Annotated in this window: 13 protein-coding genes; 7 read left to right on the plus strand and 6 right to left on the minus strand. The window is 72.0% G+C overall.

Going from position 1 to position 13732, the window contains the following annotated elements:
• Positions 1-48 precede the first annotated feature (48 nt).
• A complete protein-coding gene (locus OG310_RS10600; RefSeq protein ID WP_329455625.1) occupies positions 49-1446 on the plus strand; it encodes an FAD-binding oxidoreductase in 1398 nt (465 codons plus the stop codon).
• A gap of 156 nt (positions 1447-1602) precedes the next feature.
• Here OG310_RS10600 and OG310_RS10605 read toward each other — a convergent pair whose 3' ends face one another.
• Positions 1603-2031 (minus strand): response regulator, encoded by a 429-nt coding sequence (locus tag OG310_RS10605; RefSeq protein ID WP_443078599.1) that lies wholly within the window; start codon positions 2029-2031, stop codon positions 1603-1605.
• A gap of 275 nt (positions 2032-2306) precedes the next feature.
• Positions 2307-3338, minus strand: coding sequence for an aldo/keto reductase (locus OG310_RS10610; protein WP_329455627.1), 1032 nt, complete (start codon positions 3336-3338; stop codon positions 2307-2309).
• 448 nt (positions 3339-3786) lie between these two features.
• On the opposite strand from OG310_RS10610, the gene OG310_RS10615 reads away from it, so the two are divergent.
• Positions 3787-4590, plus strand: coding sequence for a VOC family protein (locus tag OG310_RS10615; RefSeq protein WP_329455629.1), 804 nt, complete (start codon positions 3787-3789; stop codon positions 4588-4590).
• Between the two features lie 199 nt (positions 4591-4789).
• Here the strand turns inward: OG310_RS10615 and OG310_RS10620 are convergent, their stop codons facing one another.
• On the minus strand, positions 4790-5332 hold the full coding sequence (locus tag OG310_RS10620) for an RNA polymerase sigma factor (RefSeq protein WP_329455630.1): 543 nt from the start codon (positions 5330-5332) through the stop codon (positions 4790-4792).
• Between the two features lie 579 nt (positions 5333-5911).
• On the opposite strand from OG310_RS10620, the gene OG310_RS10625 reads away from it, so the two are divergent.
• Positions 5912-7048 (plus strand): lectin, encoded by a 1137-nt coding sequence (locus OG310_RS10625; RefSeq protein ID WP_329455631.1) that lies wholly within the window; start codon positions 5912-5914, stop codon positions 7046-7048.
• Positions 7049-7197: 149 nt separating this feature from the next.
• On the opposite strand, the gene OG310_RS10630 is transcribed toward OG310_RS10625, so the two are convergent.
• Positions 7198-8019 carry a class I SAM-dependent methyltransferase gene (locus OG310_RS10630; protein WP_329455632.1) on the minus strand — a complete coding sequence of 274 codons (822 nt, stop codon included), beginning with the start codon at positions 8017-8019 and terminating at the stop codon, positions 7198-7200.
• 37 nt (positions 8020-8056) lie between these two features.
• The gene (locus OG310_RS10635; RefSeq protein WP_329455633.1) at positions 8057-8995 is read right to left on the minus strand and encodes a polysaccharide deacetylase family protein; all 939 of its coding nucleotides are present in this window, start codon (positions 8993-8995) and stop codon (positions 8057-8059) included.
• Positions 8996-9288: 293 nt separating this feature from the next.
• Here OG310_RS10635 and OG310_RS10640 point away from each other — a divergent pair, with 293 nt between their 5' ends.
• Positions 9289-9708, plus strand: a complete 420-nt coding sequence (locus OG310_RS10640; RefSeq protein WP_329455634.1) for a TOBE domain-containing protein — start codon at positions 9289-9291, stop codon at positions 9706-9708.
• Here OG310_RS10640 and OG310_RS10645 read toward each other — a convergent pair.
• Positions 9691-10233: a molybdopterin-dependent oxidoreductase gene (locus OG310_RS10645; RefSeq protein WP_329455635.1), complete on the minus strand. Its 543-nt coding sequence runs from the start codon at positions 10231-10233 to the stop codon at positions 9691-9693. The genes OG310_RS10640 and OG310_RS10645 overlap by 18 nt on opposite strands.
• 377 nt (positions 10234-10610) lie before the next feature.
• Here OG310_RS10645 and OG310_RS10650 point away from each other — a divergent pair, with 377 nt between their 5' ends.
• The 3 genes from OG310_RS10650 (at position 10611) to OG310_RS10660 (ending at position 13713) form a co-directional block, all read left to right on the plus strand.
• Positions 10611-11171 carry a MarR family winged helix-turn-helix transcriptional regulator gene (locus tag OG310_RS10650; RefSeq protein WP_329455636.1) on the plus strand — a complete coding sequence of 187 codons (561 nt, stop codon included), beginning with the start codon at positions 10611-10613 and terminating at the stop codon, positions 11169-11171.
• On the plus strand, positions 11168-12838 hold the full coding sequence (locus OG310_RS10655; protein WP_329455637.1) for an MDR family MFS transporter: 1671 nt from the start codon (positions 11168-11170) through the stop codon (positions 12836-12838). The genes OG310_RS10650 and OG310_RS10655 overlap by 4 nt, the downstream gene beginning before the upstream one ends.
• A gap of 302 nt (positions 12839-13140) precedes the next feature.
• The gene (locus tag OG310_RS10660) at positions 13141-13713 is read left to right on the plus strand and encodes a GNAT family N-acetyltransferase (protein WP_329455638.1); all 573 of its coding nucleotides are present in this window, start codon (positions 13141-13143) and stop codon (positions 13711-13713) included.
• Positions 13714-13732 lie beyond the last annotated feature (19 nt).

The raw sequence follows: 13732 nt of genomic DNA on the forward strand, positions 1-13732 counted from the left end.
CCGGACCGCGCGTGCGCCGGGCCGGGCCCGCCCCCGATGGAGGTCGTCATGGACGGCACGACGCTCGAAGAAATGAGGACCGGGCTGCGTGGCCCCGTCACCGGTCCCGACGATCCGGACTACGCGCGCCAACGCGCGGTGCACAACGCGATGATCGACCGCCGGCCGGCGGCGATCCTGCGGTGCTCGGACGCCGGGGACGTCAAGGACGCGATCCGCTTCGTCCGCGAGCACGGGCTGCGGACCACGGTCCGTGGAGGCGGCCACAGCGGCGCGGGCCTGAGCGTGGCGGACGACGCCGTCGTCCTCGACCTCGCCCCGATGCGCTTCGCCCAGGTGGACCCGGCGAAGCGGACGGCCACGGTGGGGGGCGGCAGCCTGCTGGGCGACCTCGACCACGCGACCCACGCCTTCGGCCTCGCCACCCCTGCGGGCATCCAGTCGACGACGGGCGTCGGGGGCCTCACCCTCGGTGGCGGCCACGGACACCTCACCCGGAAATACGGCCTGACGTCCGACAACCTGCTGGAGGCGGACGTCGTGCTCGCGGACGGCAGCTTCGTCACGGCGAACGAGCGTGAGCACCCCGACCTGTTCTGGGCCCTGCGGGGCGGCGGCGGGAACTTCGGCGTCGCCACGTCCTTCACGTTCCGCCTGCATCCCGTGGACACGGTGGGGGTGGCCATGACGCTGTGGCCCATCGAGCGGACACCTGACGTCCTGCGGTGGTACCGCGAGTTCCTGCCCCGGGCCGCGGAGGACCTGAGCGGCTTCTTCGCGGTGCTCCGCGTGCCGCCGGCGCCCCCGTTCCCCGAGGAGATCCACGGCCGCAGGATGTGCGGTGTCATCTGGTGCTGGACGGGGGACCTCGGCGACCTCGACGACGCCGTCGGCGCCGTGCGCGAAGCGGGCACGCCGGCCTTCCACTTCACGACGCCCATGCCGTACCCCGCGCTGCAAAGCATGTTCGACCCCCTGCTGGCGCCCGGGATGCAGTGGTACTGGCGCGGCGCCTTCTTCGACCGGATCACGGACGAGGCCATCGATGTCCACCAGCGGTACGGAAACGACATCCCGACGCCCCTGTCGACGATGCACCTGTATCCCGTGGACGGCGCGGCACACCGCCCGGGGCCCGACGCGACCGCCTGGCCCTACCGGGATGCGACGTGGTCGTGCGTGGTGGCGGGCATCGACCCCGATCCGGCCAACGCCGACGTCCTCAAGCGGTGGTGCGTGGAGTACTGGAACGCGCTGCGGCCGAGTTCCATGGGCGGCGGATACGTCAACTTCATGGGCGCCGGCGAGGGCCAGGACCATGTCAGGGCCAACTACCGCGACCACTACGCGAGGCTGGCCGCCGTCAAGGACGAGTACGACCCGGACGACGTGTTCCACGCGACGGTCGTGCCCGGGCGGAGCGAGGGGCGGGGGCCGCGGGCCTAGCGCGGATTCCGGGGCGCTCTTTCACCGGCGGGAGCGGCTCACCGGCGGGAGCCGATCGCTCTCCGGCGGGGGCGACCGCCGGGCGTCGTGTGCGGGCCGTGGGCCGGGACTCCGGGGTGCCGGGGCAGGCGGAGTGCGGTTTTCGGGCGTGGTGTCTCAGCCGCGGGCGCCGGGAGCGGACTGCGCGCCGCCGCGTATGCCCGTACGCCGGTCCGCGCGGGCCAGCCGCCGTACGAGACGGACCAGTTCGGCGGGCTCGAAGGGCTTCGCGAGGAAGGCGTCGGCGGCGGCCCCGCGGACGGAGCCTGCCTCGTGCTGGATGCCCGCGCTGATGATCGCGAGCGGCACATCGCGGGTACGGGGGTCGGCGCGCAGGACGGCGGCCGTCCGCAGGCCGTCGAGGCGCGGCATCACGACATCGAGTGTGACGACGTCGGGTGCGACCTCGTGCACGACCTCCAGGCATTCGACGCCGTCGGCCGCGGTCACGACCTCGAAACCCTCCAGTTCGAGATTGACCCTGATCAGCTGCCGGATGACTCGGTTGTCGTCGACAACGAGCACCCGACCCGACTCGCCTGACACAGCTAGAGAGTAGGACGGACTCCGCTTCGGCGTCCGGGCTTTGCCGGTTTCCGGCGGCGGCCGACGCCCGGGGCGGAACCCGGCACGCACTACACCATGGGACCAACTGAACATGACAGCGCGCTAGTTGGACCGACCCACGCGAACCACCCGAACTTCCCGATCCGCCAGGGGCACCGGGGCCGCCGGAGCTCCGGCGGCGGGCGGGGAGGGGCAGCGCCCGGACCGGCGAGCGGCACGGGAGTCCCGCGCCGTCCGCCGGTCCCGGCGACCGCTCACCGGGACCGGCGGCGCAGGCCCGCGTCGGACAGGGACGGCGGGGTGTAACCGACGTCCCGCTGCGACAGGTTGGTGCCGGGCGGCACGATCTCGTCGATCCGGTCCAGGACGTCCTGACCGAGCCGGATCCTGTCCGCGCCGAGCTGCGTCTCCAGCTGTTCCATCGTGCGCGGCCCGATGATCGCCGAGGTGATCGCGGGGTGTTCGAGGACGAACGCGAGGGCGAGCCTGACCAGCGACATCCCCGCCTCGTCCGCGAGCTGCGCGAGCGCGTCGGCGGCGGCCAGTTTGGCCGCGTTCTCCGCCGCGCCGATGTCGAAGCGCACGCCCTGGTCGGCACGGCTCGATGACGGCTGCTCCGCGCCCTTGCGGTAGCGGCCGGAGAGCCAGCCGCCCGCGAGCGGACTCCACGGGATGACGGCCATGCCGTACTGCTGCGCGACCGGCAGCATCTCCCGCTCGATGCCGCGCACGAGCAGCGAGTACGGCGGCTGCTCGGAAACCACGCGTTCGCGACCCCGCCGTTCGGCCGTCCACTGCGCCTGGACGATCTCCGAGGGCTGGTAGGTGGAGGTGCCGATGTAGCGGATCTTGCCCTGCCGGACCAGGTCGGAGAGGGCGCCGAGCGTCTCGTCGATGTCGGTCCCCGGCTCCGGCCGGTGCACCTGGTAGAGGTCGATCCAGTCGGTGCCGAGGCGACGGAGGCTGTTCTCCACCTCCTGGAAGATCCATCGGCGGCTGTTGCCCCGGTGGTTGATCCCGTCGTCCATGTCGCCGTGGAACTTGGTGGCGAGGACGACGTCGTCGCGCCGCCCGCCGGCGAGGGCCTTGCCGACGATCGTCTCCGACTCGCCCCGCGAGTACACGTCGGCCGTGTCGATGAAATTGATGCCCGAGTCGAGGGCGCGGTGGATGATCCGAATGCTGTCGTCGTGGTCCGGGTTCCCCCGGGAACCGAACATCATCGTGCCCAGGCACAGCGGGCTGACCTGGACGCCTGTGCGTCCGAACGGGCGGTACTCCGTCATCGTGCGCTCACTGTCGTCGACGAAATGGATGCCTGCGCCCCCAACCTATGCCCGGTGATCGACACCGGCGCCGGCGCCTGCCCGGGGCCGGCCCCCACCCGGGACCCGATGCGCCCGGCCGCCCGTATGGCGAACAAAGATCCCAGGATGTGGGCCGCCGGTGCACCGGCACCCGTCGGGGCTCCGTCCGCGCCCGGCGGACGCGGGTCCGCAAGGATCGTGCGGATCCCGGAGGTTGACGTGCTCACCTCGCGGTGGCCACGCGATGTGCCGGCCCCGGCGGAGTCCGTGCACGAGCCGCTCGCATCATGGACACCGTTTCTCACGCCGCCCGCACCGGCGAGCCGTCCGGACAGAGCGTCGGGGAAGGAGAAGGCTGATCCCCCCGCGTATCCGCCGGCGCTCCGCCGCGGCTCCCCCTCGGAGGAAGGTCTTGAGGAACGTCACCATGGAGCGGTCACCCCACACCCCGGTCGCGTCGAGTGCCCTGTCCGGGGCGCCCTGCTGGGTGAGCCTGATGACCCACGAGCTCGGCGCGGCCCAGGACTTCTACAGCCAGGTGCTCGGCTGGCGGTTCCGCACCTCTCCGCTCGGCAGGGAGTTCGGCGTCGCGCTTGCCGAGAACGGCTCGCCGGTCGCGGGCATCGGCGCGCTCGCGAGCAACCTGCGGGCCGGGGTCGCCTGGATCCCGTACTTCGCCGTCGCGGACGCCGACGCCACCGCGTCCCGGATCAGGGAGCGCAGCGCGACCGTCGCAGTGGGGCCGCTGGCGATGACGACGGGGCGCGCGGCACTGGCCGCCGATCCGCAGGGCGCGATCTTCGGGTTCTGGGCCGGGATGACGATGGAGGGCTGGTCCGTCGGGCTCGGCGACGCGCCCGCCACCCTGCGGCTGCGGACCCGGGACGCGTTCGCCGCCGCGATCTTCTACGCGGAGGTGCTGGGCTGGGCGGCCACCCCCGACGCGGGCTGCGACGTGCGGTACGAGGAGGACCACGTCCGCGTGACGGAGGGCGGGCGGACGGTGGCGGAACTGTACGGCGGCGCGCTGGAGTCGCCACCGGACCCCCGGGTACGGCCCCGCTGGGAGGTGCATTTCCGGGTGGAGGACATCACGGCGGTGATCCGGGCCGCGACGGCGGCGGGTGGATCGGTGGCCACGTCGCCGGCGCCTGATCCGGCGCACGGCACGGCGGTGACGGCGACGTTGCGGGATCCTGACGGCGGGCTGTTCACCGTGACGACGGGCTGACGAGGCCGCCGCGAGGGCTGCGGACCGGCGCACGGCCACCCGCGCGCTCATTCGACCGCGTCCGTCAGCAGGACCGCGGCCCTGGGCCGTTCACGGTGCCGGGACGCGTCACGGTCGCGCCCGGGCCGCACGGCGCTGTGGCAGCCGTCGATGGGGCCACGCCGGGTGGCACGCCGTCTCGCCGACGCCGCACCGGCGATCACGCCGTCTCGGGGATGTCGAGCATGCGCGCGAGGCGCCGCCTGGCATGCCGCACGTGCGATCGTACGGTGGACAGCTCGATGCCGAGGTACGCGGCGACGTCCTCGTCCGGTGCCCGCAGCACGTAGCGCAGGACCACCACGTCGTACTGCCGCTCGGGCAGCGCGGCGATCGCCCCGTACAGCCCGATCCCGCCCTCCAGCACCGTGAACGCGTCCCGCGTCTCGTACAGCAGCAGCCCGCGGAGCGCGGCCCGGAAGGCCGCCGTGCCGGCGATCACCGGCTCCCTTTCGTGCCGGTCCAGCCAGCCGGCCACCTCCTGCCTGAGCAGGGCCCAGGCGTGGCCCGAGACGGACGGCTGCTCCCGCACGTGCGCCCAGTCGGCCGCGAGCCGGGCGCGGGTCGCGTCCACGATCACTCCCGCGGCCCGGGCACCGCCGGCCTGGGTGTGCGCGTAACGCAGCCAGAGGCGGTGGTGATGGGCGTCGAAGACGCGGAAACTGATGGCTGCGCGCCCCCCGCGTAAGACTGTTGACGGCATGTCCGGTTCCACGGGCGTCGTCCCTTTCTCCGGTGGCAGCGGCGCCGCTCCCCCACGCCGGGCACCGCTGCCGGATACGTACGCTCCGGCTACCCGCGACGGGCTGAGGAATGAAAGGTCGTACGGAACGCACCCGCCTTATGGCTGAGAGTCGTCGTCCGGCTACAGAGGCCGACTGATTCCGGACAGACGACCGTACGCCCGGCGAAGCCACGACCCGGCGAACCGGCCGACCCGCGAATCACCGACCGGCCAACTACCGTGCCCGGCGTGGCTTGGCACGGCGGGATGCGGGGTGCGGGGTGCGGGCCAGGAATCGTCCGAGCACGGTATCCAACACCCCCTTCGCCGCCGGGCGTTGGCGTCCGCTCCTCCACCGCACGAACATCCGACGCCCGCGTCGACGTCCGGTTTTTGTCAGATACTTGACAAGGTCTAGACCTTCCCTTTCAATCCAAGCGAACCTCCCGTGCACTTTTCCGCAACCCGCCGCCACGTCCGCACCGCCGCACCGTGTCCCGCACGGCGCGGCGCCCGCGGCACCACGCGTTCCCGGAGTGAAGGAAGAAGGACCCGGACATGCTGAGGCAACCCCCACGAGGTCTCCTGCTCGTCAGATCCGTCGCCGCGTTCGCGGTCGCGGCGCTCCTGTCCGTCCTGTTCACCGTGCCCGCCTCCGCCGCCGACCCGGTGGGCCAGATCACCGGCCTGGGCGGCAAGTGCGTCGACGTCGCCGCGGCAAGCAACGCCAACGGCACCGCCGTCCAGCTCTACGACTGCAACGGAACCGCCGCGCAGCAGTGGACGGTCGCGGGCGACGGCACGGTCCGCGCACTCGGCAAGTGCCTTGACGTCGTCGACGCCGGCACCGGCGACGGAGCCCTGGTCCAGCTGTGGGACTGCACGGGCGCACCGAACCAGAAGTGGTCCGTCAACAGCGCGCAGGACATCGTCAGCCTGAGCGCCGGCAAGTGCCTCGACGTGAAGGACCGTTCCACGGCGAACGGCACCCGCCTGCAGATCTGGACCTGTTCGGGCCAGTCGAACCAGAAGTGGAACGCGGCCGGCACCAACGGCGGTGGCGGCGGGACCCCGAGCGGATTCGTCGTCAGCGAGAACCAGTTCAACCAGATGTTCCCGAACCGGAACGGCTTCTACACCTACCAGGGCCTGGTCAACGCCCTCGGCGCGTACCCGGGCTTCACCCGCACCGGCAGCGACACGACGCAGAAGCAGGAGGCCGCCGCCTTCCTCGCCAACGTCGCACACGAGACGGGCAACCTCCAGTACGTCGTCGAGCAGAACACCGCGAACTACCCGCACTACTGCGACACGAGCCAGCCCTACGGCTGCCCCGCCGGCCAGTCCGCGTATTACGGCCGCGGCCCGATCCAGCTCAGCTGGAACTTCAACTACAAGGCGGCGGGCGACGCGCTCGGCATCGACCTGCTGGACAACCCGAACCTGGTGCAGCAGGACGCGGCGATCGCCTGGAAGACCGGCCTCTGGTACTGGGACACGCAGACCGGCCCCGGCACGATGACGCCGCACGACGCGATGGTCAACGGCCGCGGCTTCGGCGAGACGATCCGCTCCATCAACGGCTCCATCGAGTGCAACGGCGGCAACCCGGCGCAGGTGCAGAGCCGCGTCGACAACTACCAGCGCTTCGTCGGCATCCTGGGCGTCCCCGCGGGCGGCAACCTCAGCTGCTGACCACCCCAGGACCGGCGCACCGCAGCGCGCCGCGCGACGAGGCGGCCCCCGGACCACGTTCCGGGGCCGCCTCCCGTCGTGACGTCGGGGCGTCGCATCGCCGGGCCGTGGGCCGGTAAGGCCGCAGGGCGGCAGGGCCGTCCGGCCGGTTACTCGGGACCCGGCCGCCGCCCCACCGCCAGCAGGTGCGAACTGGCCGCGAGCAGCTCCGGATACGGCTCCGCCATCCGCGCGGCGGCGAGCGCGGAATCGAACAGGTCGGTACCGGTGACCGGTTGACCCGTGTGCTGCTCCACCGCCTTCAGCAGCGACCACGCCGGCCCCTCGACCCCGAAGACCTGGGTCTCCTCGAACCCGGCGGCCCGGACCTCGTCCGCCAACTCCTCGCCGCGGTGGAAGTAGGCCGCGGTGAAGCCGCGCTTCCCGTCGTGCCGGGCCGTGGCCAGGATGGCACCCACCGAATTCCGCAGCCGCTCCTGGTCGAGGTGCGCGAACGCGGTGTGCTCGAAAAGCGACGCGTACCGGTTGATCCCGGCGGCGGCGACGAGCCCACCGGGCCGCACCACCCGGTACGCCTCGGCGAGCGCGCGGTGCCGGTCCGCCGCGTCGAGGAGGTGGTACAGCGGCCCGAGCACGAGGACCACGTCGTAGGAGGCGTCCTCGGCCGTCAACCGGCGGGCATCGCCCAGCTCGACCGTGCAGCCGAACTGTCCGGCCGCCTCCACGTGCCGGGCGATCGGGTCCACCAGGTGAACGTCGTACCCGTCCTCCACCAGCCACCGCGCGTGCGCCCCGGGCCCGCCCCCGACATCCAGCACGCGCGCCGGCGCCCGCGGCAGGTACCGCCGCAGCAACTCCTGGGTGCGCAGCAGCTCCAACCGCCCGTCGGCCGACCCGATCAGCCGGTCGGCCTCGTCGATGGTCCGTGCGTAGAACTCGGTGATCTCCGGGGCCAGCTCGGGCATAGACATGGCAGCATTCTTGTCGTTCCCGCACCTCTTCCGTGGCTCACGCGGCCGGTGGGCACTCCCGGTTGACGTACGTGGCGAGTTCTTCGTGGGTGGCGTACCAGACGTTGTGCGTGCCGATGTGATCCAGGAGTTCGCGCAGGACCGCGAAGCGGGAGCGGTGGCCGATGACGTGGGGGTGCATCGTCAGCTGGAAGACGCCACCCTCCTCCACCGCCAGGTCGAACTCGTCGCGCCACAGGGACAGGACACCGCGCGGCGGGGTGTAGGGGCGGGAGCCCGTGTAGCGGTCCATCGTGAAGTACGGGGCGTCGTCGCGGATCCATTCGACCGGGATCTCCACCATGCCGGTGGGTTCGCCGTGGTCGAGGATCTCGTACGGTTCGTCGTCCGCCATCAGCGACGAGTCGTACAGCAGTCCCAACTCGCGTGAGATCGCCAGGGTGTTGTCCGAGAAGTCCCAGGAGGGCGTCCTGATGCCGACGGGGCGCCGGCCGGTCAGGGACTCCAGGGTGTCGGCGGCCCGGAAGGCCAGTTCGCGCTCGTCGGCCGCCGCGAGCTGCATGTTCCGCTCGTGGATCCAGCCGTGCAGCGCCACCTCGTGGCCCGCGTCGACGTACGCCCGTACCTCTTCGGGGTGGAGCAGCGCGGAGACGGCGGGCATGAAGAAGGTGGCCGGGATCGACCGGTCGCGCAGCAGCCGCAGGATGCGGGGCACGCCCGCGCGGGCGCCGTACTCACCCTGCGAGAGCTTGCCCGGCTGCGTCTCGTCGTTCCTGAGCGGGATCGTCTCGTGGTCGGAGTCGAAGGAGAGCGCGACGGCGACGCGCGCGCCGCCCGGCCAGCGCGCGGGGCGCAGCGGGCGGCCCGCCCGTACCGCGCCGACGTGGCCCCGCCAGGTCGACTCTTCCCACTGCCAGGGTTCCTGACCGTTCCCGCCGGCGCCGCCGGCCCCCTCGGTCGTCTCCGTGCCGCTCATCGCCGCTGACCACCCCTTCCGCTCCCGCTCACCCCCGGCCCCGCGATTCTGGCACGTGGCCCTCGGGCCGCCGGAGGGCGGACTCGCGCTCCCCCGCCACGGGACGGGGAGGTGAGGAACGCGGAAGGCGTCGAGGCGGGACCCGGGGCTCCCCTGGTCGGGCGCTAGAGTGCGCGAAGTCTGACATAACGGCCAAGAACACACATGACACCGCTCCGTCCGACTCCCCCCACGCACCCCACGCACCCCACGCACCCCACGCACCCCACGCACCCCACGCAACGAGGCGTCCCATGAACCTGAGCATCCGCAACCAGCTTCCCGGCACCGTCTCCACGGTGACCCACGGCGAGGTGATGGCCGTCGTGAAACTGCGTCTCGACGGCGGCCGGACCTTGACGGCGGCCGTCACGCGGGAGGCGGTACGTGACCTCGGGATCGAGCCGGGATCCGCCGTACGCGCGCTGATCAAGTCGACCGAGGTGTCCCTGGCGACCGGAGTCGTCACGGGCCTGTCGATCCGCAACCAGCTCCCGGGCACGGTCACCGAAGTGGCAGTCGGGGGCGCCATGGCGAGCGTGAAGGCGGCCGTCGAGGGCACCGTGCTGACCTCGGCCATCACCCGTGACGCCGTGGCGGACCTGGAGCTCGGCGCGGGCAGCAGTGTGGTCGCGCTGATCAAGTCGACGGAGATCTCACTGGCCGTCGCCTGACCCGGCCTGCCCCGGCAGGGCAGCGGGCGCGAGCGCGAGCGCCGGAGAAGGCAACGGCCCGGGGAGCAGCGCGGCCACCCTGGACCACGCCATCACCCGTACGGACGTGACCGCGCTGACGTACCGCGCCCCGCAGTGGTCCGAGGGCACGACGAGCTGCGTGCCCTCGGACTCCAGGGCCCGGCCGTCCATGTCGGTCGCCAGCAGCATCGGCACGTCACCGAAGTCGGCGTCGATCTCCGCCCAGGACAGCACGGTGTGATGCCCGTCACCGCCGTTGACGCCGAGCAGGAGGCCCGCGCGCGCCTTGCGCCCCGGCGCCCCGAAGGCGGGGCCCGCGTCGGCGACGACCTCCCGGAGCAGCGGGCCGGCGAAGGAGTGCCGCCGCGGGCCCTCTTTGAGGCAGTGGAAGACGACCTCGGCTCGCCGCTGCCGCCAGCGCGATCTCAGGTCCCCCACGGTCAGCCTGACTGGGCGTGCCACCTCGCCGGTGAGGGTGAAGGAGGCGGTGAGGAGTCGGCTCATGGTTCCCCCTCGGGAGGTCCGCACGTGCGGACCGGGACGGGGTCGTCCGCTCGGTCCTACCGGGTGATGCCCGTCGGCGCGGTCGGAGAACCTCAAAAGCCACCCGAAATGCGATTCCGTCCCGTCGTATGCGAGGTGGGAAGGCGAGTTCTGGCCGCAGGCGCGGCAGCCATGCCTCCTGGCCACCGCAGGGCATCGCTGCGCGCACCGCCCGGGGGCGCGCCCGCGCGCGCTCCGCGCCGCACCCTCGCGGGCACCCGCGCCTCCACGCGCCCCCTCTCGTGGTCATATGAACGCCAGTTCCGCGATATGGTTGTGTGAGGCAAGCACTTGCATGACGCATGCAGTTGCATGACACAGCCACGGGAGGGCAGGGCATGAGCGGCGTGCCCCCGCAGCAGGGGTCAGAATCGATGTGCGCACCATCGGGCGAACCCGCGTTCGCCGATCCCACCTCGCAGTTGGCCGAAGGCATGGAGCGGCTGATGCACCTGTTCCTCAAAGCCCGTCAGCACATGCTCGACAAGGCCCGCAGGGATGTCGACTGGTCGACGTTCCTTCTGATGAGCGCCGTGGTGACCCAGGGACCGCTGCGCGTGAAGGAACTCGCCGAGCAGGTGCAGTCCGATCCGTCCACGGTGAGCAGGCACGTCGCCCAACTCGTACGGGACGGGTTCCTGGAACGCCACGCGGACGCCGTCGACGGCCGTGCCAGCCTGCTGACCGCCACCGCGAAGGCGCGGGAGGCGGTCGACGAACGCAAGCAGCGCAGGAACCTGCACTACGAGCAGATGCTGCTCGCCTGGGAGGACGGGGAACGCGGCCAGCTCGCCGCGCTGGTCTCCCGCTTCACCGACGACTTCCTCGCCTACAAGACCACGCTCGCCGATACGGACTGGACCGTCCGTCCGGCGACTCGAAAGGAAACCACGCAATGACGTCCACCGCCGACGCCGCGTCGGCCAACGTCGGCCCGGGCAGCTCCGAGGAGCCGAGACCGACCGGTTACACCCACCGCCAGATCATGGTGATCCTCTCCGGTCTGCTGCTGGGCATGTTCCTGGCCGCGCTGGACCAGACCGTCGTCTCCACGGCGATCTACAAGATCGGCGAGAGCCTGCACGGCCTCACCGCCCAGGCCTGGGTCACCACCGCGTTCCTCATCACCTCGACGATCGCGACGCCGCTGTACGGCAAGCTGTCCGACCAGTACGGCCGCAAGCCGTTCTTCATGTTCGCGATATCCGTCTTCGTGCTCGGCTCGATGCTGTGCACGCTGTCGACGTCGATGTACATGCTCGCCGCGTTCCGTGCCTTCCAGGGCATCGGCGCCGGTGGTCTGTTCTCCCTGGCTCTCGCGATCATCGGCGACATCATCCCGCCGCGTGAGCGCGCCAAGTACCAGGGCTACTTCATGGCCGTCTTCGGTACGTCCAGCGTGCTGGGCCCGGTCATCGGCGGCGCGCTCGCCGGTGCGGGCACGGTCGCGGGCATCGACGGCTGGCGCTGGATCTTCCTCATCAACGTCCCGATCGGCGCCGCCGCTCTCATCGTCGTCGCGAAGGTCCTCCACCTCGACCACGTCCGCCGCGACCACAAGATCGACTACCAGGGCGCGACCTCCCTGGTGATCGCGCTGGTGCCGCTGCTGGTCGTCGCCGAGCAGGGCAGGGAGTGGGGCTGGGGCTCCGGCCGCTCGCTCGCCGGATACATCATCGGCGCCATCGGCATCGTGCTGTTCCTGCTGGCCGAGCGCCGCGCGGGCGACGACGCCCTGCTGCCGATGCGGCTGTTCAAGAACCGCATGTTCGCCGTCGGTACGGCGCAGTCGTTCATCATCGGTATCGGCATGTTCGGCGGCATCACCCTGCTGCCGCTCTACCTCCAGCTGGTCAAGGGCAACTCGCCCACCAAGGCCGGTCTGCTGACGCTCCCGCTCGTCCTCGGCATCATGCTGCTGTCGCTGGTCTCCGGCCAGGTCACGTCCCGGACCGGCAAGTACAAGATCTTCCCGATCATCGGCTGCGTGCTGCTGGTCGTCGGCATGCTGCTCCTGTGGCGCATGACGGCCGACAGCGGTCTGGTCTACATCGACTTCGCGATGTTCATCGTCGGCGCGGGTCTCGGCCTGAACATGCAGACGATCGTGCTGGCCATGCAGAACGCGGTACCGCCGCGCGACATCGGTGTGGCGACCTCGTCCACGACGTTCTTCCGGCAGATGGGCGGCACCGTCGGTGTCGCGGTGTTCCTCTCGATCGTGTACTCGATCGTGGTCGGCAAGATCTCGGACGCGTTCACCTCGGCGCAGCACACGCCCGCCTTCCAGAAGGCAGCGCAGGCCCACCCGGACCAGCTGAAGCAGCTGACGCACGCCAACACCGGCGCGCTGAACGACACGTCCTTCCTCGCCAAGCTGGACCCGGCGCTCGCGCACCCGTTCAAGGTCGGCTTCACCGGCGCCATCTCGGTGGCCTTCCTGGTCGGCGCGGCGGTACTGGTCGTCGCGTTCCTCCTGTCCCTGCTGATCAAGGAGGTCCCGCTCCGCACGACGGCGGCGGCGTTCTCCAAGGACGAGGAGAGCAAGCCGGCCGCCACGGCGTAAGGCAGCTCCTCGCCGCGGTGCGCGACGCCGTCGCGCACCGCACAGCGGCGCACCGCACAGCGGCGCACCGCATGAACCGGCCGGGCCCACGCCGATGGGGCCCGGCCGGTCGGCGTTCGCGGCGCGGGAGAGCCCCGTTCGCGGCCTCGGCCGTCCGCGTTCGTGACGCGGGCGGTCCGCGCTCGTCGCCTCAACGCTCCCCTTGACGCGGGCGGTCCGCGTCAACGGCCCGGGCGCCGGCGGCGGCCGGCGGCCCCACAAAACGCGTGCGGTGCGGCGCCGGGGCGTGGTTGGCTACGCCGATGCGCGCCCACGACACGCCCCCTTCCGGGCCCCGCCCCGGCTCCCCGGCCGTGCCCCTGCTGGTACGCCCCAGGACCGGCGCCGATCTCGACGCCTGTGCCGACGTGCTGGCCGCGGTCCACGCCCACAGCTCGTACCCCGCGAACTGGCCCGCCGATCCGGCCGGGTGGCTGTCCCCGCCGGCCCTCGAAGCGGCCTGGGTGGCGGTGAGCGGCGCGGACGGGGGCGACGGTGCCGTCATCGGGCACGTGGTGCTGTGCCGGGCCACACCCGACGACCTCGCCGCGCACCTGTGGAGCGAGCGGACCGGGACGGACCCGTCCGCCACCGCGGTCGTCAGCCGCCTCTTCGTCTCCCCCGCCGCCCGCGGCCGGGGCGCCGGGGCGCGGCTGCTGGCGGCGGCGGTGGACGCGGCGCGCGCGGCGGGGCGCCACCCGGTGCTGGACGTGCTCGCCTCGGACACGTCGGCGCGCGCCCTGTACGAACGGCTCGGCTGGCGCCCGCTCGGCACGGCCGGTCAGGAGTGGGGACCGGGCCAGGTGGTGACCCTCCACTGCTACGCCGCGGGCTGAGGCGGCTCCGTACGCGCGG

It is taken from the genome of Streptomyces sp. NBC_01497 (assembly GCF_036250695.1).
GTDB lineage: Bacteria > Actinomycetota > Actinomycetes > Streptomycetales > Streptomycetaceae > Streptomyces.